Source organism: Corynebacterium sp. KPL1986, assembly GCF_000477975.1.
Lineage (GTDB): Bacteria > Actinomycetota > Actinomycetes > Mycobacteriales > Mycobacteriaceae > Corynebacterium > Corynebacterium accolens.
Genome location: NZ_KI515719.1, coordinates 1,612,870 through 1,636,951, shown reverse-complemented (window position 1 = coordinate 1,636,951; position 24,082 = coordinate 1,612,870). Strand labels below are relative to the sequence as shown.

Genomic DNA, 24,082 nt, shown 5'->3' with positions numbered 1-24,082 from the left:
GGTGCGCCCATCTAAGTACGGGAACCGTATTCAGGCCCGCCCAGCACCGCATCATCGGGGGAGACCGCATTGCCTTCCGGCACGGTATCGCTGCCGGAGAACTGGGCGATGCCGATGATGGTGATAATGCCCAGGGCGATGCCCACAACAGCGCTACCCACGGCGGGGCCGAGGGTGCGCTTGTTTAAAGAATCGGATTCCAGAGCCATGGCTAAAGATATTAGCAGTTACTTAGAAGTATTCCGGATCGTCCTCGTCCGCGTCTTCGTCGTTTTCTTGCGGGACGATAAAGACGGGCAGGCCCGCATTGCGCACGATCTGATCCGCCGTGGAGTTGGTCCACCAGGCGCGGAAGCCGGTGAGCGCGCGGGTGCCGGTCACGATGACATCCACGTCGAGCTCGTGCGCGGCATCCACGATGGCCGAAGAGATGGTGGTGGCGGATTCCACGAGGTGGGCGCGGCCGGCCAGACCGAGGTTCTCTGCCAATTGGGTGCCCTGACGGCAGATCTTCAGCGCCTCTTCGTAAGCCGGATCGTCTTCCACGCTATCGGGGGACACGGTGGACTGGTGCATGCCCGTGCGGCTGACGGCGCGCGCGGTTTGGCGGGCCACCGGCTCCCACGCGGTGAGGATTTCCACCGTGGAGGGGCGCAAAAGCTGGGCGGCGTACTCCAAGGCGCGATCGGCGCGTTCGGTGCCATCATAGGCAATTAACATTGTTTTGCCGTTACTCATGTCACTAGTCTACCCACCGCTTGGGACAGTTCGCGAGGAATCCTGCACACTGGAAGGCATGACATATTCCCGCATCATTGTCAGTTTGGGCCTCGTGGCGGTGCTGAGCGCCTGCTCTAATTCCGCCTCGGACGAGGACAAGGCGCGCGAATCCGCGGCTCCCGCACCCTCGTCACCCGGTACCGCAGCCTCCGCCACCGAGGCCGCCCCAGCCCCGGCACCAGCGCCGGCGCCGGAAGATATTCGCGCCACCGCCGCCTCGGTGCTCATGCCGCCGGCGACCAGCTATGAGGACGCCAAGGCCAAGCTGGAGGCCGGCGTGGGAGGCATCTTCATCCCGAGCTGGGCGGATCCTGGTTTGCTAGAAGAAGAGGGCCGCAATATTAACGCCCTGCGCGCGGAACTAGGCCGCGATTTTGAGGTCGCCATCGACTTTGAGGGCGGGCGCGTGCAGCGTTTTTCTGAAATCTTGGGCGAATACCCCTCCGCGCAGCAGATGGCGGCGGAAAACTCGCCGGAGCAGGTGGAACAGCTGGCGGGGGACATCGGCAAGCGGCTCATGGACTACGGCATCAACGTGGACTTCGCGCCGGTGCTCGATGTCGATGGTGATGGCCTCGAAGTCGTGGGTGACCGCGCCTTTTCCACCGACCCCGCCCAGGCCGGCGAATACGGTGCTGCCTTTGCCCGCGGGCTGGATACCGCCGGGGTCAAGGCCGTATTCAAGCACTTCCCGGGCCATGGCCGCGCCTCGGGCGATACCCACCTGGCAGAGGCCATTACCCCGCCGCTCGAAGAGCTTGAGAACCATGAGTTCATTCCCTTCCGGAATGCCATTCCCGCAGCACCGAATGCGGCGTTGATGATGGGCCACCTCGCGGTGCCGGGCCTGGGCGATGGCCAGACCCCTGCCTCCATCCTGCCGGAAGCCTACGGCCTTGCCCGCGAGGCCTTGCAGTATGACGGCACCATCTATACCGATGACATTGGCGGCATGGCGGCCATTTCGGATTCGCTGCCGCTTGCCGATGCCGTCATTACCTCCCTCGCCGCCGGCGCCGACATGCCCCTGTGGTCCACCGAGGCAGATATCAATGCGGTGATCGATGCCGTCGTGGGCGCCGTGGATGAGGACAGGTTGGCCCCTGAGCGCCTCGGCGAAGCCGCCCGCCACGTGCACGATGGGGACAGCGACTAGGAAAAACGCCCCTTTACCCGTTAACCTTTAAGGCGTGAAGAAGGCAGAAGGAAAAAACGGTGCAAAGGGCTGGCTTATCACGCTTGGCGTGATCGTGGGCTTCGTCCTCATTGCTGGCATCGCTTATGCCTGGGATGTCATAGCAAACCAGGACAAGATCCCGCGTAGCGTCTCCGTGGGCGGCGTGGATATCTCCGCCATGGAGCGCACCGCCGCCGTGGCCAAGCTTGAGGACGAGCTCAAGGGCGTTGAGACCCAACCCGTGACCGTGACCGCAGGCGATCTGCAGTCTGAATTTACCCCTGCCGAATCCGGCCTGGCCCTGGATAATCAGGCCGCCGTCGATGGCATCGAGGAACCTTCCCTCAACCCCATTACCCGCCTGGCCAGCTTCTTTCGCTCCACCGAAGATATCCCGGTAGAAACCGATGTGGACGATAGCAAGCTACAGCCCACCCTTGACCGCGTCAAAGACGAGCTTTCTACCGATCCGGTCGATGGCATGCTGGAGCTTAATAATGGCGAGCTCAAGGTCACCGATCCCACGTTGGGCCAGTCCGTAGACGGCACCGAATTACACGATGCGGTGGCGGCGAATTGGCTGGACAAAGACGGCGTGCAGGTGGAACCGGAAGAAATCGAGCCGGCCATTAATGAGGCGGCCATTGAAAAGATGCGCACCGGCGATGCCGCCAAGGCCCTGGATAATCCGCTGACCTTGAAGGCGAAAAATAACGTGACCGCCACGCTGAATAAGCCGGAGATTTCCCAGTTCACCAGCATTGAGAAAAAGGATGGCCAGCTGCACCTGGTAGTGGATAGCAACCGCGCGCAGCAATTGCTGCAAGAGCGCAGCGATGGCGCCGACGTGCCTGGCGTGAACGCCAAGGTGAAATTCGCCGGTGGCTCCAGGCAGGTCACCCCCTCCCAGGACGGCGAGATCATTGACTGGAAGCCCACCATGGAGGGCTTTGATGAGCGCGTGACTGGCGATGACCGCGAGTGGGACGCAACCTACAAGCCTGACCCTGCCGAGTTCTCCACCGAGGACGCCGAAAACGCGACGTTTAACGATACCGTGGGTGAGTTCACCACCGGCGGCTTCTCCTCCGCCTCTGGGCGCAATATCCAGCTCGTTGCCCAAGAGGTCAACGGCGCCGTTGTCAACCCCGGTGAGACCTTCTCCCTCAACGGCTATACCGGCCCCCGCGGCACCGCGCAGGGTTATGTGGAATCCGGCATCATCATCAACGGACACTCCGGTTCCGCCGTGGGCGGTGGCATCTCCCAATTCGCCACTACCCTGTATAACGCCGCGTACTTCGCCGGCATGCAAGATACCGCGCACACCCCGCACTCGTATTACATTTCCCGCTACCCAGCCGGCCGCGAGGCCACCGTGTACGAGGGTGCCATTGACCTGCAATTTACCAATACCTTCAATACTCCAGTGCAGATTGAGACCAGCTTTGGCGGCGGCAATATCACCGTCCGCTTGAAGGGTACTAAGACGGTAGAGGTGGAATCCATCAATAACGGCCGCTGGGCCAAGACCGAGCCACAGCCGATGTCCGTGCCAGGCAGCGACTGCTCGCCATCATCTGGAGCCCCAGGCTTTACGACGTCCGATACCCGCATCATCAAGGATCTCAGGGGCAAGGAGCTTTCCCGCGAGACCAAGACCACGGTTTACGACCCACAGCCCATCGTGCGGTGCGGCTAGTAGCCTCGGCACTTCGGAGGAGCGAACCTTGACCACGCTCAGCTTTGGCAGCGTGGTCATTGAATCCAATCTGCGTTGGTCAGAGCAAGCACAAGAAGAGTTTGCCCAGTGGCTAAGTGTCACAGACTAGCAAGGGGTATGCCCCTGGAAAGTGGACCCATCGGGGTTAGGCCTTTGTTTCCTCTGGCTTCTATTCTGCAATAGGTGTTGACGACCAAGAGCGGAGAGGACCGTCGTGGAGTCCTTGGAAAAATTGGTACTTTTCTAACGGGATACGTGCCGGGGGATCGAAGTCGGGAGCCGTGACCAACTTATTAGTGTGTGGGTCGACAACGCATGCTGGTGTTAGACGTGCCAAATAGCCGTCCGTCCCATAGAAAGCGTCATCATATGGTGACACACCTAGTGGTGCGAGGATGGCTTCTATCTGTTTCTCCCCAAACTGAGACCACATAATCTGCGCGTGTTCTTTTGTAAACGTTTCTTGCGGAAACTCAGTGACCTTTGGCAGGGAGTCAAAATCAAAACCGTAATCCTTAAAAGGCTCACTTTGATCCTCAAGGTACGACATGGAACGATGCAGCGTACCATCAGCTTTTAACTGTTTGTGGCTGCTAAAAGATCTGTAGAAGCAACAATCAAATCGGCCTAAACGATCATCGGGCAATTCGGAGGGAAGCGCGCACATCATAAACTCTATTTCTCCATAGCTTGCGCGATGGAAAAAGGCTACATCGTCGGTATCTACCCACGGCGTGTGCTTGATTTCGATGTAGTAAGGAACTTGTGACTCAATTTCTTTCTTGCGCGCCAGACGGCAGGCAAATTCACCAATCCGTGGCATCTTTGGCGCTTTGGTAAAGCAGCAGGGGCTAAAAACTGCAGTCCATTCTGACTCGGTGGGGACGAATACAAACTGCGTAATGTGATTTTGCGGTTTAAGTAACTCTGCAAGCTGGTTCCTACTGGCCGATACCTTGTCCGCATGAACTACACATTCAACCTTTTGCTTCTTCCTGTGGGAATACTCCCTTGTATAAATGCTTTCTATTCCTGATGCCCACTGTTGAAATTCTTCAACAACGGTAGATAGTGGAAACCGAAGAAGCGCCACAGCATGGGATACCGGTGCGATGGAATTGGTGTAGAAATACTTCGTCATTGTCTTTAGTTCCCTTCGTGTTCGCGGTCCCAGGTGTGTTCACGACGTTCAAATAAAGCGCATGGTCCGTACTTTTTAGGCAAAGGGTATCCACTATTGATGAGTGTTGCACGCCCGGTGAGGAATTGCCTGTTGAAGGGATCGAGTCCGAAAAGTTGTGCGCATTCGAAGAGATCTTCGGTAGTAAACCGCTTGCGTAATGGACCTTTTTTGGTTTTGAGTCTTTCCAGTCCAGGGAAAGCGAAGTCTTCGCCGTCAGGCCAGTCGGTAAAAGCCTGGAACCGGGATTCTCCTTCCCCGATCCCTACAATAAAGGTATTGTTTCCTCGGATTTCAGCGACAGGGGCGCGTTTGCCGATAGCAGCATCCATATCGTAGGTGTCGATGATGAGGCACTTGTTGCCTGAGCGGTAGTTCCATCCTGTGACGATTTTGCGTTCATCTGGCTCATCCACGATACGTAGCTGTGTCATACCGGGAACAAAAGGAATAGAACCGTTATACCTAACGGTTGCGAAAAAGTCGTGATTGTTGCTCGTATCATCGCTGATAAACCACACCCAATCGGGATTCGTGGTTTCCAAAACTGCTGCCCAACGACGAGGAAACTGCGGATCGTGCACCCCAAGACGCAGCGCATGGGGAAGATCATCGACGGTGGTATCAATGTTTACATACTGCTGTGACCAGTAACTATTAGCTGTGTCTAAAGGCGTGTGGAAAACATGTGACCGTGCGGCAGCCTCAACCGCATAATCGAAAGGCAGCTTCAAAAATAACTGATCATAAGAATAAGGGGCTAGCAGATAATCAATATCTCGCCGCAGGTACACACTCATCTTTAAATCCCTTCCCTGAGCGAAGCGACATAGTTGCGGGCAACCCCAGCATCGTCAAGAGGCTCTATCCACAGTGGATAGGAAGCTGCATAGATTCCGTCGGTTTCTGCAATACCGTGTTTAGTGGCAGATTTGGCTGTTCTCATGCCGCCGTGAGTGCGCTGATTGCTTGGCGGACAAGCTCAGATCGGGTGAGATTCTTTTCCGTAGCTAGGCGATCTAGGGCGCTAAGTTCATCGGCAGTCAGGCGCACAGCGACAACCTGAGCAGGCTCTGCCCCGCGACCGGGGCGTCCACGTCCGCGCTTTTTCAACACGTCTGGGTCGTAGCCTTCTTCTGCTTCGGAAACCCACGTGTCGAGTTGGTCTTGAGTGATGTTCACAGGCATGAAAATATCGTATAACGAAAATTATTCACTGTCGATACTTGCTGTATTAACGCTCGGAGGGACTCAAACGCCCACGGGGGCGGTGTAAGGGGCAATACCGTAAGTAATATACGATCCCCTTGCGGCTAACCAGTTAGGCAGAACCTCATTGGAAGAAAACTGCAAGTGAAGGTGTTTTAAATGCTTTGAGAATGACTCCCCTTACTTTCCTTGACCCGCTCCACTATTTGCCTGTTTGGAGTGGTTTATAGACGAACGAACAAATACGCGGGCCTGGCCCCTACGCGTCCACTTTCCGGGGTCAGGTCCGATGACGGTTCTGCAGCAATCACCACATCCAGAGCCATATAAGAAGCTAGTCAAATTTGTCCAGCGTCCGCAGCCAGACTTCCACGCATGACGAGAGAGTGCTTAATGGCCACCGCTGGAACGACCCTTAGAATCCAAGGTCTGCTCGCTCGATTGCGAATGGTGCCTACGAATAGATGGATACCGCTGACGGTGGCGAAGGACTAGAATTTTCGCTCTAAATCCAGCCTAATTCTTGGGCGCGCAAATATGCTTCGAATCGGTTCTGCGCACCAAGTTTAGCCATTGCCGAGGACAGATAGTTCCTAGTTGTTCCGGTAGCCAGGAATACCTCCTTGGCAATTTGTTCTATCGAGCCTCCGTTACCAGCGGCTTCGATAACCTCGGCTTCGCGTTCAGTCAACGGGCTGGAAGTTGCGGTGATGGTTGTAGCTGCCAGTTCTTGGTCGATAAAGCTTCTGCCTTCGTGTACCGTTCGAATCGCGGTGGCAAATTCTTCTGCAGTCGCGGTTTTCGGCAGAAATCCTTGTACACCGGATGTCAGCGCTCGCTTCAGTTGGCGTGGCCTCGAATGGCTCGTAACTATGACGATAGCCGTTTGGGGCGACAGGCGCGAAATTTCCTGTGCTAGCTCGACACCATCAATGCCTCCGAGCTGCAGATCCGTAACCAGCACATTGGGCAGTGGGGAGTCGAGGGTACTGGCCCTTTTCCACCAAGAGATCACCTCTTCACCGGAAGCGAAGGTCTCGGTCACCTTAAGATCGTCTTCCAGTTCTAACAAGGTGGCTAGCGAAGAAGCAATCAGCTGCTCATCATCAACAATTGCTAGGGAGATCATTTGTCGGTGTCCTTCCATGAAAGTGTCGCAGTGCATTGATTGTTTTGGTGGGTAAGGGAGATAGTGCCACCGATCTGCTTCGCCCGTTCCTGTAGTGCTTGTATACCGCCGAGCGGTCCGATAGTGTGTTCTACACCATCATTGGTGATGGATACCATGTGTTCAGAGATCTTGACACTCACCATGCTCGCGCTCGAGTGTTTTATCACGTTGGTGCTTGCTTCGCGGATAAACCAAGCGGCGGTCTGGTGGCAGGCGTCAGGGATGTCTTGTGGGGATCCTGTCACGGTGACCTCGATGTCAGATCCTCCCAGTAGCTTACTGGCTTCTTCCAGCTCCGATTTTGGATGCAGGGTACGGTAGCCCGTTACAACTTGATGCAGATCCATACGCATGAGCCGTACGAGCTTTTCAAGCTCGCGAAGTTCACCAACTGTCCTGTCGCCATCTTTCCTGTGCAGCGAAATGGCGAGCTGTGTCTTCAGGGACATCGCCGCTAGGCGTTGTCCTAAACTGTCGTGCAGCTCTTGGGCGAAGCGCAGGCGCTCCTCCTGTACTTTCAATTGCGACTGCAACCCTCGCGTCCGGTAGAGCTCTTTGACGATCCCTACCGACCACACAGTCACCCTGCTCACCCAGACCAACACTAATGCAAAGGCAACGATATACATGGGATGATCCAGCTCTGGGTGCTTAACCACGGATGCGGTAATTACGCTTAACGCCACAACAATAAGGTAAGCGTGTTTTATGTGGATCGAGAGCACGAACGCGAAGCTACATAACAAGAATATCGACAGCCCGCTAGTGGTACCCGTCAGCTGGGGAGCGCGTTGTATGGCAAGGACGCCAATGGAGACAGCCCAGCACAATAAATTTATGGCGATAGCTGCCGGATAAAGAAACCCGAGCGGTCGAGACGCCGTTGAAAATGCCGACGTTCGTTCGATTACCAGTGCAGTGAGCCCCGCATTAAGTAATACGACCAGCAGGACAGGGCTAGGCTGAAATTCTCCGAGCGACACCAAGACCTGTCGGAAGCTCAAGACAGCAATTGCTAGCAGTGCTACATGCATTGAAAGCCGAACATAGGCGGAGAATTTTTCGGTCTCTGGCATCTCCATGAACCCCTGCAGCACAGTCATGCTGTCAGAATACATTGGGTTTAATTAGTAATCAGCGGTTAGTTTCCCATTGCATGTAGCGGAACGCTGCCCACATTAGCGCAACACTCCAGACCAACATGAGTGCAAGTGGTCCCAAGGCTGTGACCATACCGGCAGTTTGTTCGCCAAGTCTAGGGTCGGCAGCTGCAATATAAGGCTCCCCCGCCCACTCGATGAAGGTGAGATCTCCAAGCAGTGCAAAAGGAGTACGTGCTAAGGGTTCTTGGATCTGGTCAGGCAGCGTGGAACGAAGCGGAGACTGGGAGAGCATGGCTAAAACCATGACGGGAAGAGAAGTCATCTGTGCGGCTTCGGCATTGGCTGTGACCGAACTGGTGAGTAGCGCTAAACCTGTTGAGATGACGATTCCTAGAATCATGGCCAGAAAAAGCAAAATACCTGTACTCGGTAGGTCACCTGTGTAGAAGATGAGTATGCCTGACATTAGCGCAGTAAGCAGGAGCGACATGATCGCTCCGGGGGTGGCCAACGCCGCAAGTATCTCGGCGCTGCGAGCTTCACCAGTGCATAATCGCTTCAGAACGCGTTCATCACGTCGCGTAGTTGTCATTGACAGAACGGAGTAGAACTGGACAAACATCAGCGCGATTAGGAAAAACACTTCCATTGAAATTGCGGTTCGTATTTGTGCGCTTGCAGGCTGTCCGTCCTCACCCATAAACTGCATCAATAGTCCCACCCCAATGGGGAATACTACAGCCATGAAAAGTAGCGTTTTGTTGCGCAGGTATTGTCGAATTTCGGCCACAGCCAAGGCTCGATAACGATTCCAGCTGGAACTCCGGTGGTTGGCATATTCCGAAGGTGACGCGTTGCCGACATTCACACGGTTGGAGGTAGCAGAGGTCATGATCGCGTTCCTTTGTAGCTAGGTTGAGGATTGTGCTCATCAGCAATACTCATGAACACCTTTTCTAAAGACGCAGGGCGAGCGGAGAATCGCTCCAACTCAAGGTGGTTTTCACGCGCCCACTCCAATATAGTGAGAGCGTCTCGGGGCAGCTGCTGTGTAGAGATCGTGTGGTATCCTCGCTCGGTGGTAACGGTAGTGCCCGGAATCCGGGGTGGGGTACGGGCAATGGATACCGTGATCTCGGCAGAAACCGAATTCACCAGTTCGGAGAGCGTACCCTCGCGGGCAACGGCTCCTTCATTCATGATGGCGATGCGATCACAAAGCAGTTCGGCCTCTTCCAAATAATGGGTGGTCAGAACCATCGTGACTCCCTGCTCCTTGAGCCGCAGGAGCAGATCCCACACATTTCTCCGGGACTCTGGATCGAGCCCCGTGGTAGGTTCGTCTAAAAACAGTAGCTCCGGATTTCCGAGCAGGGCGCAGCCGAGGTCGAGTCGACGTTGCTCGCCACCAGACAGGACCCCTACCCGAACATCAAGCCGGTGCAGTAGCTCGACGTCTGCAAGTATCTCTTCAGGATCTCTAGGATTCGAACACGTACCCTGCCACATTTTGATAGTCTCGCGTACTGTTAGCTGCGCGGGAAGCCCACCCGACTGGAGCATGATGCCCATTCTTGGACGAATGAGAGCTTTATCAACAAAGGGGTCTCTCCCAAAGACTTTGATTTCCCCAGAAGATGCAGGGGCCAGGCCTTCAAGAATCTCCAACGTGGATGTTTTTCCAGCACCATTGGTACCAAGAAGGCCAAAAACTTCGCCGCGGCTGACGCAGAAGTCAAGCCCCTTTACAGCCTGAAATTCCTTTTTTCCTTTGCCGTAGCTACGGGTGAGGTTTCTGACTTGGAGGACTGTTTCACGTTTTGCTATTTCGTTCATGCCTCTATGCTGGCAAAATTTGAGTCGTTTGAATGCGGGGATTGATCACTACCTTCTATATGGAAGATCATTAGAGCAGCATGACATTTGTCATTATTAGCAATGTGGAATGGCCCGCCTTTCCATCGGTTACGAAGGATAAAGCTCATATAGCCTACGTACATTTGGCACTAGGATTCAGACGGCAGTATCGGCACAGTTGAAGCATAAGAACCATATAAACCCAAGGGAAGGCATTCTCATGAAACTTTTTCAAGACATGATTCGATTGACTCCAGCACCGACGATCCGTCGTGAGGTGGCTGTATTTTTCCTGACTGTGACAGTTCTAGCAATTTGCGCCTACTTAGCGATTGGCTCCGCCAACAGCACTCTGGTTCTTATACTGGTAAGCTTCCTCGCTGTGTATGCGACGGTCCGATTGGTTTACCGGCTACGTAACCCCATTGGACGGCGCTAGTCATCGGTGAGTGTGCTAGGAGTGGCGTCTGCGGTGGATTTATCGCAGACGCCACGTTTGGTTTGTCTTAGTCTTGACCAGTCACAAACTTTAGAAGTTGCTTCTCCAAGGTTTCTATTTCGCCGCTCGGTGGAGCATAATGGCCGCCTTGGTGTCGGAGCAGCGTTATCGGACCGACGATGCTCTTCCAATGAGTACAGAAGGCATCGAGGTCTTGATCTTGGACGATCGAGTCCTTCTCACCTGCAACTAAGAATAATTCTATGTAAGCAGGATTGATACTATCTAACAACGCGGCTGGATCCATATTATGCGGATCGGTTGGAAATTCCACGCGATGTTTATGACCAAGCTCAGTGGCAAGGTATCCAGGTAAGTCCACGATAGGGCAGGTAGCTACCACCCCAGCGACCAAGCCTGGATGGCGCAACGCGGTGACTAAAGCCAACCAACCCCCGTGCGAGGCACCGGAAAGTATGATTCTTCGGTAACCGTGGGACTTAAGTAATTTGACAGCGCTGGCCAGATCCTTTATCGCATTTGACTTGTTTTCCCCTCGGCCATCCGCAGCCCACACTGGCCCCAATTCACCGCCCCCACGGACGTGAGCAAATGCCAGAGCGAGACTCTGAGTGACAGGAAGTGAGGAAAACGGCAACAATGGAGCACCAAAACCGCCATGGACACTCAGCACGATCGTATCGTTGTGGTCACTAAAATCAGACAGGAGTGTTACTGGCACCTTATGCTTTCCAGCCGACAGTGAACCGTCCTGGGTTTTGTTCCGACCTAGTTTGAGGAAGGATCATCATCCATGGGTAGGAAGTTCCCACAAGATTTCAAGGAGCGCGCCGTCCGCCTAACCGACGAGCACCGCAAGGCCCACGATTGCTCCGCATGGCAGGCCGCCACGGTAGTCGGCGAACGCCTCGGAGTTAGCCCCCACACCATCCGCGGGTGGATGCAAAAGAGCTTGGAAAAGACCCCACCAGGTGACGATTTGCCATTTGAAGTACGCGAAGAAATGCAGCAGCTACGCAGCGAAAACCTCGAGTTACGCAGGGCAAACGAGATCCTCAAGGCCGCATCGGCTTTTTTCGCACGGGAACTCGACCATCCCGGACGCTAATGATCCGCTTCATCGACGAGCACAAGGATCATTACGGGGTCGAGGCCATCTGCCGGGTGCTCCGCGAGGACTTCTGCGAAGATTTCTACACCTCACGCGGCTACCGGGCGTTTAAGTCCCGCCCACCATCGGCCAGGGCGCTTCGCGACGAGGAACTCATTGAAGAGCTCAAGCGCCTACACGCCGACAATTTCGGGGTCTACGGCATCCGTAAGCTGCACCAGGCCATGGTTGACGAAGGTCACGACATCGGCTGCGACCAGGTCGGCAGGCTGATGAAAATCGCAGGCCTCAAGGGTGTGCGTCGTGGCCGCAACCTCGTGACCACCAAGCCTGCCAAGCAGCCCGATTCGCGCCCTGACCTGGTCAAGCGCAACTTCACTGCTGATGCGCCGAGCCGCTTGTGGGTCGCTGATATTACCTACGTCCGTACCCGTAGTGGGTTCGTGTACACGGCATTTGCCACCGATGCGTTTAGTCGCAAGATCGTCGGGTGGTCGACGAAGTCTTCGCTGTCAGCCGTGGCGCTGCCGATGGAAGCGTTGTCGCAGGCCATTCATTCAGCGAAAGGCCAGTTAGATGGGCCTTTGGTGCATCACAGTGACCGTGGGTCGCAGTATGTGTCGGTGGCGTACACCACCCGCCTGGAGCAGGAGGGGATCGACTTGTCGGTGGGCACGGTCGGTGACTCGTATGACAATGCCCTGGCGGAGACGGTCAACGGACTATACAAGACCGAGTTGATCTATCAGCGCAGGTCATGGGACTCGTTGGCGGATGTGGAGCTGGCGACGATGCACTGGGTGTATTGGTGGAATAACAAGCGGTACCACGATGCGTTGGGGCTGAAGACCCCAGCGCAGGTGGAGGCTGCGTATTATGCAAATCGGCCTGAGCTAGTTCAGGTCTAATGCCCGGAACAAAACCCAGGGTGCTTCAGTACGTTGACGTCCCCGAGCTGGTCAAGGTGCTCAAATTCGACGCCCTCGCCGAACCCCGCGTCGCCGCCATTACCACCCATTACGTTGTTAGCAGTTCCACCTCAGGGCGCCGAAGATTCATAGCCTGTCCACCCGATTGGGCGGGTTATGTTTATTTCCGTTCCCTCCGTCTGAAAGGACAGTGGAACTAGTCGCTGGCTTCGGTATGGCTTATTTTCGTCCCTGTCTGACAATGATCCGGGGGGTGATGCCGCCGAAGACAGTGACATACTCCAGACTGCTAATAGGAACCTGACCCAGCCCAGGTGGTATGAGGTCTCACAGTAATGTGGATGCCAGCGTGAAGTATGTCCGACCAACCCAGCGATGAAGCTCAAATAATCCAACTTCTAATTCATCGCTAGGAGGCATACACCCATGGCCTATGACTTCGTCATTGGCGTGGACGTCGGCAAATACTTCCACCACGCCTGCGTCCTCGATCCCCAAGGCAGGCAAGTCCTGTCCAAACGCATCAACCAGCATGAAGGCTCGCTACGCAAGCTCTTTGGCCAATTCCTCGCTGACGACGCCTCGGTCCTTGTCATTGTCGATCAACCCAACAACATCGGCCGGTTAACCGTCGCAGTCGCCCAAGACATGGGCGTCGACGTTCGCTATCTACCAGGACTTGCGATGCGACAGCTTTCTCGCATCCACGTCGGCAACTGTAAGACCGATGTACGCGACGCCTACGTTATCGCCCATGCCGGTCTTAACCTTCCAGATTCCTTGCGCAGTGTCGACCGCGTTGAGGACGTCTTTATCCAGCTGAAAGTTCTCAACGGTATCGACGAAGACCTCGCCCGGGCCTACACACGCCTGATTAACCAGATGCGATCCGCGCTCGTAGGAACCTATCCTGCATTCGAACATGTCCTGCGCGGACAGATGATTCACCGAAAGTGGATCCTCCACCTACTTGCAAAATACGGTGGCCCCACCAAGATTCGACGCATCGGTAGAACACGCCTGAAAGCCTTTGCACGCAAACACAGGGCACGCAATCCTGAGCCTGTCATCGATGCCATGCTTGCTGCCATCCACGAACAGACCGTATCCATTGCCGGCGCAGAATACGCCGAACTTGGCGTCACAATGTCCGCCACAGATGCACTAGCCAAACTAGAGCATCGTAAAGAAATCGAAGCGCAGGTACTCAAGCTGATTCAGGACATTCCGCAGACCGAGATTCTTTTATCCATGCCTGGTATCGGCCCGCGTAGCGCCGCGCAGATCCTCATGACTGTTGGCGATATGTCCGACTTCCCCGATGCAGCGCACCTAGCATCCTATGCAGGGCTATCACCGCGGACGAATCAGTCAGGAACGTCTATCATGTCGAATTCGCCTAACCGGGCTGGCAACAAAAAATTAAAGAACGCCCTATGGCAATCATCTTTTGCATCGATCAGATTCCACGAGCGTTCCCGGCAATTCTATGAACGAAAACGCAAAGAAGGCAAAAGACACAACGCCGCAGTCGTCGCACTCGCACGCCGACGCCTCAACGTTCTCTTCGCCATGATGCGAAACGGCGAGCTCTACCGAGATATCTCCACAGCCCAGGAGGCCGCAGCAGCCTAGAACCAACAGACCCTCACCTCAAGCCGATTGCACAGCAAGCCCAATCGGCTCCTCACCGTGCCCGAAAACAACATCCACAAGGAAAAGCAGAAACCCTTCACACCCCCAACAAACTCACCCACGGAATTGACAAACTATATAGGAACACCTCCCTGGGCGATGGTGCAGGCGCGGAGAGCGCCGCTGTTGCCGATGCCGCGCCCAACACCGCGACGGTAGTAGAGTACCCGCTGCCGGTGCAGGAGTTTGCGGTGACCCGCTACGATTTGCCCGCCGGCACCACGGTTTCCACGCAGCTTCCCGGACCGGCCATCGCCCTGGCTACTTCTGGTGTGGTCACGGTAAACGACCTGGAGCTAGCCCCGGGCGAGGCCGCCTGGTTGCCGGTAACCGGCGGCGACACTACCCGCCTTAGCGCGGCCGCGGGTAAAGATTCGCAGCTCTTTATCGCGGCGGCGCGCCCTGCGCGGCAAGTAGCGCTACCGCGCCGCTGGGGACGCCGCCGCGCGACAAGTAGCACTGTCGCGCTAACCGGCGCTATTTACGACATGGTGGGGCGGCGGAACGCAGCTGCGGCGGCTAGCAGCACTACGGTGAGTGCTACCATCCAGGCCACGAAAGCCCAGACTGCGGTGCCGGGCTGGCCGGTGGCAAGGATTTCGGCGCTTGGCGTGCCGTCGATGGCGGCGCCGGCGCGGGCGGCGAAGGTAAGCGGATTCCACCGGGCGATGGGTTGAACCACACCAGCGAATTGCTCCACGGGCACGAGGCCGCCGTTAAGTGCCATGGCCGCCATGATGATGGGGGCCGGGCCAATGGCGGCCTCCGGGGTGGCGCACATCGCGCCCACCATGGCCGATAGCGAGGCGGCCACCACCGCGCCGAAGATGATGACTAACAGCACCCAGCTAAACCCGGCCAGCGTGTGAATACGCAGGCCAGAAGCCACGGAAGCCAGCAGCACCGCGCAGCCGGAGATAAGGCTGCGTAAGGAATCGAAACACCAGCGGCCGAAGATCTCCGGGCTGGTGCCGTAGCGCGTGGTCGCGATGCGGGTGGTGATACCGCGTTGGCGTTCCTTAATTATCTGCGCGGCGGCGGAGGTGCCATTCATCAGTTCGCTGGAAAGGATGAGCGCGATGGTAAGCGGTAACGCGTCGAGCGTGGCAGAGCCTTGCGAGGCCGCCATGAGGTCGCCAAACAGCCACCGCATGACCAGGAACATCAAAACGGGACCAGCCACGGTATTGGTAATTACCGCGCTATCGCGGCGGGCGGCGCGCAGGTGCCTTCCAAAATGCGTGGCGACAGTGGACAGCCAGGTGGTGTCGTGCGACACGGTGGCGGTGGTGTGGTTAGTCATGTTTCCTCCCCTGGAAAGCGGTGATAAAGCCCCATACGCCAACGACGGTCATGGCGATGAGCCAGCACAGTGCTTCGACTCCGCGCGCCCCCAGGGCAGCGCCACCTAGTAGGTTGCGGGCGGTGTCCAAGATGGGAGATAGCGGTACGTGCCGGATGATGGGGCCAATGCCGCCGGGCAGCGCATCCGCAGGCACGAATGCGGTGGAGAACATCACCATGACCAGCACGAGGTTTTGGAAGAGCAAGGACGCCGAGGTGGGCTTGGGGGCCAACAGGCAGGAGCCATCGATAAACGCGGAGAGGATGATGGTGAGGGCGGCGAAAAGGGCGATGGTAAGGATAATACGACCCGGTCCGGCAGCGTAGCGGGCACCGAGCAGGATCGTGGTGAGGACGACGATGCTGCACGACCACGCGGCGCGGGTGAGATCTGCCAGCAGCCGGCCGACGACCGTGGCCCAGGCGGGCGTCCCGGTGGCGCGGATGCGGTCGTGGATGCCGTTTTCGGCGTCACGCGTAATCGCCAAGGAGGAGCCCCCGGCGGCGAACACAATCGCCTGAATAACGCCGGCGGGCAGGAGGAAGGCGGCGTAATCGATGCCGAGTTCCGTCGAAGCCTTGGCGAAGGTGGCGTAAAAGATGACCATGAACAGGCTGGGTATTGCCACGGCGGAAACCATTACGGCCTTGTTGCGGACGGTGCGCAGGACATTGCGGTGCCACGAGGCAGCGACTGCTCCGAGCGCGTTCACTGGGAGCCTCCACCGGTGTGGGGAGCCTGCTGCGCGATGTCGCCGGACCCGGCGATAGCGAAGTAGACATCGTCCAAGGAGGGCGGAACCAAGGAGACGTCCGCGACCGAGGTGTCGTCGCCATCCCACAAGGCCAGCGCCCGGACTAGGGTGCGGTGGCCATCGGGGGCATCGACGCGCAATACGGTGTCCTCTTGGCGGCAGTCGATGCGGTGTTCTTGCAAGGTGTGGGTGAGGCGTGCGGCATCGTCCGGGCTAGACATCGTGATGAGGCACACCGTGGTGCCATAGCGGTCCTTGAGCTCGGCGGGGGTGCCTTCGTCGAGCACCTTGCCTCCGGCGAGCACGGCGACGCGGTCTGCGAGCTGGTCAGCTTCTTCCAGGTATTGGGTAGTAAGCAGGATCGAGGTGCCGTCGGCCGCCAGCCCGCGGACGGTATCCCACACGGAGCTGCGCGCGGCGGGGTCGAGGCCCGTGGTCGGCTCGTCGAGGAACAGCAGCGCGGGCGGGACAGTGAGGGAGGCGGCGATATCTAACCGCCGGCGCATGCCGCCCGAGTATGCCGAAACCAGGCGGTCGGCGGCGCCAACCAGATCGAAGCGCTCAAGAAGTTCCGCGGCGCGGGCCTTCGCATCGCTAGCTTTAAGCCCTGCCAGGCGGCCAAAGAAGATGAGGTTTTCCTTGCCGGTAAGCTCCTCATCCACTGCGGCGTATTGCCCGGTCAGCGCGATGGAAGCGCGCACCTTGGAAGGATCCGTGGCTAAGTTGTGGCCATCGATGATGGCGGTTCCGCCCGTGGCGGGCAGCAGCGTGGAAAGGACATTGACCAAGGTTGTCTTGCCGGCACCATTGGCGCCTAGGACGGCGAGGATGCCCCCGCGCGGAATGGCGAGGGTCACACCGCGCAGGATTTCCGTTCGCTTCTTGACTTTTCCCAGGCTACATCGCAGATCTTGGACATCAAGCACCAGGTCGCGGCCTTTTGCGTGGGCGCTGGTTGAGGGGACTGCGGTGGCGCTGGGGTCACCGCTAGCGGTTGCCGTGGTGGGGTTTTCTTTCATGATTCATCCCTGGATATACGTCAACGGTCTATTAGACGGCGCACCGATTCTCCTACCGCAGAAGGAAAACCGATTATTGCCCGCGAACGATGGATTGTGGTCCACGGAGCAAGCGCCTGGGGTAGTGCCAACTAATCCTTAGAAAATGATGTATGTCTAGCGGCACCGGGTCGTGCACAGCGCCCCGCAGGAGAGGGCTGCACAGGTCGGCTGATCGGCGGCGACGCTGCAGGTTGCTGCAAAGTTGAGCATACCATAATTAGGCATGGCATGCTTGACAATTAAGTCGAAGGCCTGTAAGCTACCAAGTGTGAGCTAAGAATCTGGGTATTCCGACTAGTCAGGGTCAAACCGCGTGGCTGACCGTAATTCGTATTGTGGCTCGCGCCTCTCAAGCACAAAGGAGTATCCATGGATTCTCGAGAGCAAATCGAAGATAAGATTCTCTGCGGTCAGCCCTTCCGCCCTATTGAGGACCCGGATCTCTATTACGAGATGATGGAGGCGGCGGAGAAGTGTCACGATCTCAACCAGCTTCGTCCACTTCAAACAGCGGAGAAGCAGGCAGTGATGGCAGACCTGCTTGGTGAACTGGGGGAGCGCTTAATGGTTTTCCTGCCATTTCATGTCCAATATGGCTCGAAAATCAAGGTCGGAGATGGCGTGACCTTCAATCGAGGAACGACGGTACTTGATATGGCCCCGGTGACATTTGGCAATGAGGTCATGGTTGGTCCATGGTGTTCCTTCTTTGCTGGCAATCACGCCTTAGACCCCGTAGAGCGGCAATACATGGTGTGTACCGGGGGTGCGATCACCATACAAGACCATGTGTGGCTTGGTGGCAATTGCACGGTAACTGCGGGTGTCACGATTGGGCATGGTGCAGTAATTGGTGCTGGCAGTGTTGTGACAAGAGATATTCCGCCCATGGTACTCGCAGCCGGTAATCCGTGCCGAGTCATTCGTGATATTGGCCCGGAAGATAAGCTCATGGGGGAGTCTTGGGTTCCTGAGTGGCCTAGTTGGATTACGGATTGAGACGGCTGTGAAAGTTCTCGCGGTCGTCCTGGGTTCTGAGGGTGATATGCTGCCATTTGCGCACCTTGGTGTCGCACTTCGAGATCGTGGCCACCAGTTTGTTTTGGCTGGGTTTAGCGAATTCGGCGGGAGTTTTCGTGCAAACGGGGTGGACTACATCGAGTTACCCGGTGATTACCGGGCGTTAATGAAGCGCCTTTTGGGCGATAGTAAAGGCATGATGGACACTGTCTTAGGTATCCGTGAGATGATATCTGACGCCCACGTTTTCGATGTGTTAGAGCATGCCATGGATGGCGTTGACGTGGTCATGTACACCCAATTCAGTGAAGTTGCTCGGTTGTTAGGGGCTGCACGCGGAGTCCCCAGCGTTCGGGTGCAGGTTTTCCCTACCGAACCCTGCCTCCGTTACAGCCTCGTGGATCCGCGAAAACTGGACGGCTCTGTCGGAGCTCTGGTCACCCACTGGATGTCCAATACTCTGATGGCTTGGGCGATGCGCCCAGTGATAGCGGCATGGCGCCGTAGGTTGGGGCTGCGTCAGCGAGCGCTCTCCTCTCCACCAACCACGATCTACCAATTCAGTCCCGCGTTGAGTCCGCCGGCGCCGGAATGGAAAAACCACATTCACGTCACTGGCGAGTGGCTTGACCCGCACCACAGTGAACTCGCCCTAGACCCAGCAGTCGAGGAGTTTGTGGCTGCCGGCTCGGCCCCGGTTCTGGCAAGCTTTGGGAGTATGGTCTCAGATCGCGTTTATGACCTTCAACGATGGACTCGAGACGCGTGCATCGAGCATGGTCTGCGGGCGATAATCGTCGATCCCGATCATGAGCCTGGTGTGAGAGAAGGAATCCTCACCGTCGCCCGGGTCCCGTTCGCGACTGTGCTTCCGTGGTGCCGTGCAGGCATCTGCCACGGCTCACTGGGCACCACCGGGGCGATCCTGCGCGCCGGCAAGCCGTGCCTTGCGGTTGCATTCGGTGGTGACCAACACTTCCATGCCAACGCAGTTTGTCGAAACGGTGCCGGGCCGAACTATATTGACGCCCAGCGAGGCGAACTGAGTGCCCAGTCCCTGGCCGCCGGAATTGCCGATTTGGTAAGTGGAGCATACGACTCCGCAGCCCGCAGGATGCCCGAGTTGCTTGCCACAGACCCGGGTACCGTCGCAGCAGTAGAAATCGTGCTTAATCAGTCCGACCTAGCGAAAGGCGAAAAATGACAGAAATCAGCTGCGAGGGAGTCTTTCCGTTTGTGGCCGGACATCGCACTGGAACCCTCTTGTTTTGCTTCCATCACGCAGGAGGCAGCGCTTCCGTCTATCGTGGATGGGTGGGGGTCAACCCAAGCATTGACGTGGTGCCGGTGGAGCTTCCCGGAAAGGCAACCCGTCGCCGAGAGAAATGGGTAAGCGACTTTGACAAGCTCGCCGATATGTGCGCAACCGAGATAGTAGATCTGGCGGCGGGCGCGCCGATTGCGTTGTACGGCCACTCCATGGGGGCAGCGCTGGCCTACCAGGTTGCTGCCTGCCTGCAGCAGATGCATCGGCCCACTATACCGGAAGCCGTGGTGGTGGCCGCACGGCAGGCGCCCGGAGAAACCGTGCCTGGGGAATACCACTCGTCAATGGGGTTCGGTGCGCTGCGCAGGGAGTTTGAGAAGGTAGGTGGCACACCACCTGAGATCCTTGCCAATGATGATGTGATGAAGCTGCTGCTCGCTGACATTCGTCGCGATTATGTGTTACACGAGGGCTTTCACCATGCAACCACGGTGCTTCGCTCTCCTGTGCTGGCATTGGCGGGGGATAGCGACCCAGCTGTCAGCCCAGAGATGCTTTCCCGGTGGGAAAATTTTACCAGCGGTAGTTTTGAACTGAAGGTCCTGCCGGGTGGGCATTTCTTCCCGCTCGATACTGGAACCGAGTTCCTCGACCTGCTTGCCGGTTTTCTAGCGGGAATTACTGGGAACACTGCCTGGTTAGCGCGGAACAATGCGTGATTGTGACTGTTAAGTAAAGAGGCCCCGATGACCGAACAAAAACCACCCATTACATTTAGGCAAATATCTCAACCTGCCCACCGGCAGATCACGGTGTCGCTGCTATTGGCGGTGCTGGCGGCGTTTTTGTCGCTGGTGCCGGTAATCGTGCTGGTTGAGCTGGTGCGCACCGTAATGCTGTCCTTCCAGGGAGAGCCGATAGATGCGTCAAAGCTGTGGCTGCTAGTCGCGGCGCTCATGGTGGCCACCGTCCTACATGGACAGGCAACCGTGAAGAGCCTCCAGGTAAGCCACCAGGCCGACGGCCTTTTGGGCGAGCACTTACGCCAGCAGCAGATTACCAAGCTGGGTAGGCTCCCGCTGTCTTGGTTTACGCGGACACCTTCGGGGACTGTGAAAACCTACATCGAAGACGACGTCACCAAGATCCACCAGCTCATCGCCCACGCGCCGCACGATTATTCGGCCGGTGTACTCGTACCGCTATTGAGCCTGGGATACATGTTCGTGGTGGACTGGCGGATAGGCCTGCTGGGCCTGGTACCACTGCTGTTGGCAGTGGCCACCATGCCGTTTATGATGCGCGAGTTTCAAGAAAAGGCGGAGAAATTTAAGTCCAGCCAGAAGCAGCTAGACGCCGCCGTCGTAGAGTTGGTGCGCGGCATCCCGGTTATCAAGGTGTTTGTTCCGGAAGGCTACGACGAGAGCATTTTCCTTAGTCGTTCCCGGAGTTTTGGTGGGTTCTATCGCGAGTGGTTGCACGCCACCGTACACCCCACCGCTTTGATGAAGATCTTCACCTCCACCGGGTTTGGCCTGCTGGTGGTAGCCGCGGCCAGCCCGTGGCTCATCACGTCTGCGGGCGTACCAGTGGCCGATGTGCTGGCAGCGTTTTTGTTCATCAACAACATCGCCGCGCCTCTGCTTATGCTTTCGCGCACTAACATCATGTTTTCGGAGGCGAAGGCTGCCGCGGCGGATCTCACCGAGTTCTTCAACATCCCGGTATTGCCGCCCGCTGCTGGCGGCAGGGAGCCTGCAAACGCCGGAATTGAGTTGAAAGATTTAAGCTTCTCCTACGTGCCGGACACCCCGGTGCTTTCCGGCATTAACCAAAAACTTACCGCCGGCAGCATCACTGCGGTGGTGGGACCTTCCGGCTCGGGGAAGTCCACGTTAGCCGCGCTCATCCCCCGGCTATTAGACCCCACGGAGGGGTCGGTGCGCATTGGTGGCGTCCCTAGTACTGATCTCCGATCTGACCAGCTCTACCGTAGGGTAGGGTTCGTCTTCCAGGACCCTTACCTTATGCGGATGAGCGTGCGGGATAACATTCGCCTCGCTCACCCGGAGGCCACCGACGCAGACGTGGTTCGCGCCGCCCGCGCCGCCCAGATTCATGAGCGCATTACCCATCTGCCGCGCGGCTACGACTCGGTGGTGGGAGAGGACGCGCAGCTTTCCGGTGGCGAGCAGCAGCGGCTGGCTATTGCCCGGTCCATCTTGCTCGACGCGCCGATCCTCGTGTTGGATGAGGCCACCGCTTTTGCGGATCCGGACTCCGAGGCCGCGATCCAGCGGGCCATTACCGAGCTGGTGGCCGGGCGCACGCTAGTAGTTATCGCACACCGGCTCCACACGATCACCGGCGCTGACCGGATCCTCATGCTGGAAAACGGTGAGGTCACCGAAGCAGGCACTCACGAAGAGTTAGTGGCGGCAGGCAAGGGCTACGCCACGATGTGGGCACGCTACCAAACCGCGCAGGCGGGCATCCAAGGGGAGGAAAAATAATGATCCGCACGCTCTATTCACTGGGCAGTCCGGCTGATCGTCGCCGTCTGGTGCTGGTCCTTACGCTAATTGGGATTTCCGCGGTGGCGTTGGCCATTGGCCTTATCCTCATTGCACTGTTTTTGGACACGCTGTTTAGCGAAGATCCCGCGCAGGCCGCAGCATGGTTGCCCTGGATCATTATCTCCGTCCTCGTCTACGCCGCCGCAGACTGGCCCACTGAGGTTATTGCCCAGCACCTGGGGCATGATTACGTGCTGCGCATCCACCGGCTTATCGCCGATCGCACGGCACAGCTACCCCTGGGCTATTTTGAAGAAGATCGCGCCGGCCAGATCGGTGTTGTAGCCACCAGCGGTGCGCTGTTTGCCGCTAACGCGCCGGCAATGATGCTGCGGCCCATGCTGCACGGTGCTGCCTCGGCCGGTTTGGCTTGCGTGTTTCTCATCGCCATGGACTGGCGGCTGGGGCTGGTTACCGTTGCAGTGGCTGCCGTGGTGTGGTTCGCCTATAACCGCCTAATGCGGCAGTACCGCGTGGCAGAGCGCCAGAAGGGCGAGCGCAACGAGCACGGCGCCGCGGAGGTGCTGGAGTTCGCCCAGGTGCAGCCGGTGCTGCGCATGGCTGGGCCGGATTCGCTGGGGGAGCGCGCCGTGCGCGCCTCGATTCGAGAGCAGCTTAGCGCCCAGCAGCACACCCAGAAGACAGGTGAGATGATCATGGGTCGTCTGGCTTTAATCATCATGGTCGGTACCGTGGTCATTGATGCCCTGGCCACCGTGCTACTTCTCAACCACTGGCTAGAAGCAGGCACCTACATTGGCGTCATTGTGTTGGTGTTCATCCTGGCTCGCGTTGCTATGTCGGGCATACCCTACGGCGAGGGCTTGGAATCCGCGCGCAATACCTTAGATGAGATCCAAAAGATCCTCGATGCGCGGGTGTTGCCGGAGCCTGCGGTTCCGGCGGCGCCACGCGACTATGGCATCGAGTTCGATGGGGTGGGCTTTGGCTACGAACCCAACACCCCAGTGGTCCGCGACGTGAGTTTCCGCGTGGCGCCCGGAACTACTACTGCGTTGGTGGGTCCCAGCGGCTGCGGCAAGAGCACCTTGCTAAAACTTGCGGCACGCTTCTATGACGTTGACCAGGGGACCATCCGTATCGGTGGTGTGGATATTCGCGATCTTGGCTCCCGGGCGGTGTTGGATTCGCTGGCTATGGTGTTCCAATACGTGTACCTCTTCGAGGACACACTGTATGAAAACATCCGCCTGGGCTGCCACAATGCAACGCGGGAGGAGGTGCTCCGCGCAGCGGAGTTGGCCGGTGTCACCGAGATTGCCCGGCAGCTGCCGCAGGGGTTTGACACCCTGATTAGCGAGGGCGGGCAGAATCTCTCCGGTGGTGAGCGTCAGCGTGTCTCCATCGCTCGTGCGCTACTGAAGGACGCGCGGATCGTGCTGCTTGATGAGGCGACTAGCTCTCTAGACGTGCAGAATGAGCACCTTGTGATGCGCGGTATGAAAACGCTTTCTGCCGAGCGCACCATCGTCGTCATTGCGCACCGGCTGCACACCATCCGCGACGCGGACCAGATTGTGATGATGAGTCCCTCCGGCACCGTGGAGTCTATCGGCAACCACGAGGAACTCATGGAGAGTTCCCCACGCTACCGCAGCTTCTGGGGTGAAAAGAGCGACGCCACCAGCTGGAAGCTGTAGGGA

General features: G+C 57.5%; 22 protein-coding genes. 9 read left to right on the top strand and 13 right to left on the bottom strand.

The window, feature by feature from the left end; translation table 11 throughout:
- Positions 1-11 precede the first annotated feature (11 nt).
- On the bottom strand, positions 12-209 hold the full coding sequence (locus tag HMPREF1287_RS07490; protein WP_005279801.1) for a DUF2613 domain-containing protein: 198 nt from the start codon (positions 207-209) through the stop codon (positions 12-14).
- Positions 210-231: 22 nt separating this feature from the next.
- Positions 232-738 carry a universal stress protein gene (locus HMPREF1287_RS07485; protein WP_005279803.1) on the bottom strand — a complete coding sequence of 169 codons (507 nt, stop codon included), beginning with the start codon at positions 736-738 and terminating at the stop codon, positions 232-234.
- Positions 739-796: 58 nt separating this feature from the next.
- Here HMPREF1287_RS07485 and HMPREF1287_RS07480 point away from each other — a divergent pair, with 58 nt between their 5' ends.
- Both HMPREF1287_RS07480 and HMPREF1287_RS07475 read left to right on the top strand, forming a co-directional pair.
- Positions 797-1,936, top strand: coding sequence for a glycoside hydrolase family 3 N-terminal domain-containing protein (locus HMPREF1287_RS07480; protein ID WP_034654514.1), 1,140 nt, complete (start codon positions 797-799; stop codon positions 1,934-1,936).
- A gap of 34 nt (positions 1,937-1,970) precedes the next feature.
- On the top strand, positions 1,971-3,659 hold the full coding sequence (locus HMPREF1287_RS07475) for a VanW family protein (RefSeq protein ID WP_023018106.1): 1,689 nt from the start codon (positions 1,971-1,973) through the stop codon (positions 3,657-3,659).
- 190 nt (positions 3,660-3,849) lie between these two features.
- Here the strand turns inward: HMPREF1287_RS07475 and HMPREF1287_RS12720 are convergent, their stop codons facing one another.
- The 8 genes from HMPREF1287_RS12720 to HMPREF1287_RS07440 form a co-directional block, all read right to left on the bottom strand.
- Positions 3,850-4,821, bottom strand: a complete 972-nt coding sequence (locus HMPREF1287_RS12720; RefSeq protein ID WP_023018105.1) for a hypothetical protein — start codon at positions 4,819-4,821, stop codon at positions 3,850-3,852.
- Positions 4,822-4,826: 5 nt separating this feature from the next.
- A complete protein-coding gene (locus tag HMPREF1287_RS07465; protein ID WP_023018104.1) occupies positions 4,827-5,660 on the bottom strand; it encodes a hypothetical protein in 834 nt (277 codons plus the stop codon).
- A gap of 142 nt (positions 5,661-5,802) precedes the next feature.
- On the bottom strand, positions 5,803-6,048 hold the full coding sequence (locus tag HMPREF1287_RS12175; RefSeq protein WP_023018103.1) for a CopG family transcriptional regulator: 246 nt from the start codon (positions 6,046-6,048) through the stop codon (positions 5,803-5,805).
- 526 nt (positions 6,049-6,574) lie between these two features.
- Positions 6,575-7,198, bottom strand: coding sequence for a response regulator transcription factor (locus tag HMPREF1287_RS07460; RefSeq protein WP_023018102.1), 624 nt, complete (start codon positions 7,196-7,198; stop codon positions 6,575-6,577).
- Entirely contained in the window at positions 7,195-8,343 is a 1,149-nt protein-coding gene (locus HMPREF1287_RS07455; RefSeq protein WP_232218843.1) for a sensor histidine kinase, read from the bottom strand. Before HMPREF1287_RS07455 ends, HMPREF1287_RS07460 begins: the two co-directional genes overlap by 4 nt.
- Positions 8,344-8,374: 31 nt before the next feature.
- Positions 8,375-9,235 (bottom strand): ABC transporter permease, encoded by an 861-nt coding sequence (locus HMPREF1287_RS07450; RefSeq protein ID WP_005285130.1) that lies wholly within the window; start codon positions 9,233-9,235, stop codon positions 8,375-8,377.
- The gene (locus HMPREF1287_RS07445) at positions 9,232-10,179 is read right to left on the bottom strand and encodes an ABC transporter ATP-binding protein (protein ID WP_005285127.1); all 948 of its coding nucleotides are present in this window, start codon (positions 10,177-10,179) and stop codon (positions 9,232-9,234) included. Before HMPREF1287_RS07445 ends, HMPREF1287_RS07450 begins: the two co-directional genes overlap by 4 nt.
- Before the next feature lie 527 nt (positions 10,180-10,706).
- On the bottom strand, positions 10,707-11,381 hold the full coding sequence (locus HMPREF1287_RS07440) for a prolyl oligopeptidase family serine peptidase (protein WP_023018100.1): 675 nt from the start codon (positions 11,379-11,381) through the stop codon (positions 10,707-10,709).
- Positions 11,382-11,453: 72 nt separating this feature from the next.
- Between HMPREF1287_RS07440 and HMPREF1287_RS07430 the strand changes: the two genes are divergently transcribed.
- Together HMPREF1287_RS07430 and HMPREF1287_RS07425 are read left to right on the top strand one after the other, a co-directional pair.
- Positions 11,454-12,679 (top strand): IS3 family transposase gene (locus tag HMPREF1287_RS07430; RefSeq protein ID WP_156905120.1). Its coding sequence is split into 2 segments (ribosomal slippage): positions 11,454-11,730 and positions 11,730-12,679, totalling 1,227 coding nucleotides; the frame shifts between segments, so codons are not numbered across the junction.
- 447 nt (positions 12,680-13,126) lie between these two features.
- Positions 13,127-14,335, top strand: a complete 1,209-nt coding sequence (locus HMPREF1287_RS07425; protein WP_023018097.1) for an IS110 family transposase — start codon at positions 13,127-13,129, stop codon at positions 14,333-14,335.
- A gap of 541 nt (positions 14,336-14,876) precedes the next feature.
- On the opposite strand, the gene HMPREF1287_RS07420 is transcribed toward HMPREF1287_RS07425, so the two are convergent.
- Genes HMPREF1287_RS07420 through HMPREF1287_RS07410 form a run of 3 tightly spaced genes read right to left on the bottom strand, consistent with a single transcriptional unit; the run spans position 14,877 to position 17,513 of the window.
- Entirely contained in the window at positions 14,877-15,698 is an 822-nt protein-coding gene (locus tag HMPREF1287_RS07420) for an ABC transporter permease (RefSeq protein WP_023018095.1), read from the bottom strand.
- Complete coding sequence (locus HMPREF1287_RS07415; protein WP_014303357.1) at positions 15,691-16,452, bottom strand: ABC transporter permease; 762 nt, start codon at positions 16,450-16,452, stop codon at positions 15,691-15,693. The genes HMPREF1287_RS07420 and HMPREF1287_RS07415 overlap by 8 nt, the downstream gene beginning before the upstream one ends.
- Positions 16,449-17,513 carry an ATP-binding cassette domain-containing protein gene (locus HMPREF1287_RS07410; protein ID WP_014303358.1) on the bottom strand — a complete coding sequence of 355 codons (1,065 nt, stop codon included), beginning with the start codon at positions 17,511-17,513 and terminating at the stop codon, positions 16,449-16,451. The genes HMPREF1287_RS07415 and HMPREF1287_RS07410 overlap by 4 nt, the downstream gene beginning before the upstream one ends.
- A gap of 411 nt (positions 17,514-17,924) precedes the next feature.
- Here HMPREF1287_RS07410 and HMPREF1287_RS07405 point away from each other — a divergent pair, with 411 nt between their 5' ends.
- Genes HMPREF1287_RS07405 through HMPREF1287_RS07385 form a run of 5 tightly spaced genes read left to right on the top strand, consistent with a single transcriptional unit; the run spans position 17,925 to position 24,079 of the window.
- Positions 17,925-18,554 (top strand): sugar O-acetyltransferase, encoded by a 630-nt coding sequence (locus HMPREF1287_RS07405; protein WP_014303359.1) that lies wholly within the window; start codon positions 17,925-17,927, stop codon positions 18,552-18,554.
- Between the two features lie 7 nt (positions 18,555-18,561).
- Positions 18,562-19,779 (top strand): glycosyltransferase, encoded by a 1,218-nt coding sequence (locus HMPREF1287_RS07400; RefSeq protein WP_023018094.1) that lies wholly within the window; start codon positions 18,562-18,564, stop codon positions 19,777-19,779.
- Positions 19,776-20,561, top strand: a complete 786-nt coding sequence (locus HMPREF1287_RS07395) for a thioesterase II family protein (protein ID WP_023018093.1) — start codon at positions 19,776-19,778, stop codon at positions 20,559-20,561. Before HMPREF1287_RS07400 ends, HMPREF1287_RS07395 begins: the two co-directional genes overlap by 4 nt.
- A 27-nt stretch (positions 20,562-20,588) precedes the next feature.
- Entirely contained in the window at positions 20,589-22,355 is a 1,767-nt protein-coding gene (locus HMPREF1287_RS07390; RefSeq protein ID WP_023018092.1) for an ABC transporter ATP-binding protein, read from the top strand.
- Positions 22,355-24,079 carry an ABC transporter ATP-binding protein gene (locus tag HMPREF1287_RS07385; RefSeq protein ID WP_023018091.1) on the top strand — a complete coding sequence of 575 codons (1,725 nt, stop codon included), beginning with the start codon at positions 22,355-22,357 and terminating at the stop codon, positions 24,077-24,079. The genes HMPREF1287_RS07390 and HMPREF1287_RS07385 overlap by 1 nt, the downstream gene beginning before the upstream one ends.
- Positions 24,080-24,082 lie beyond the last annotated feature (3 nt).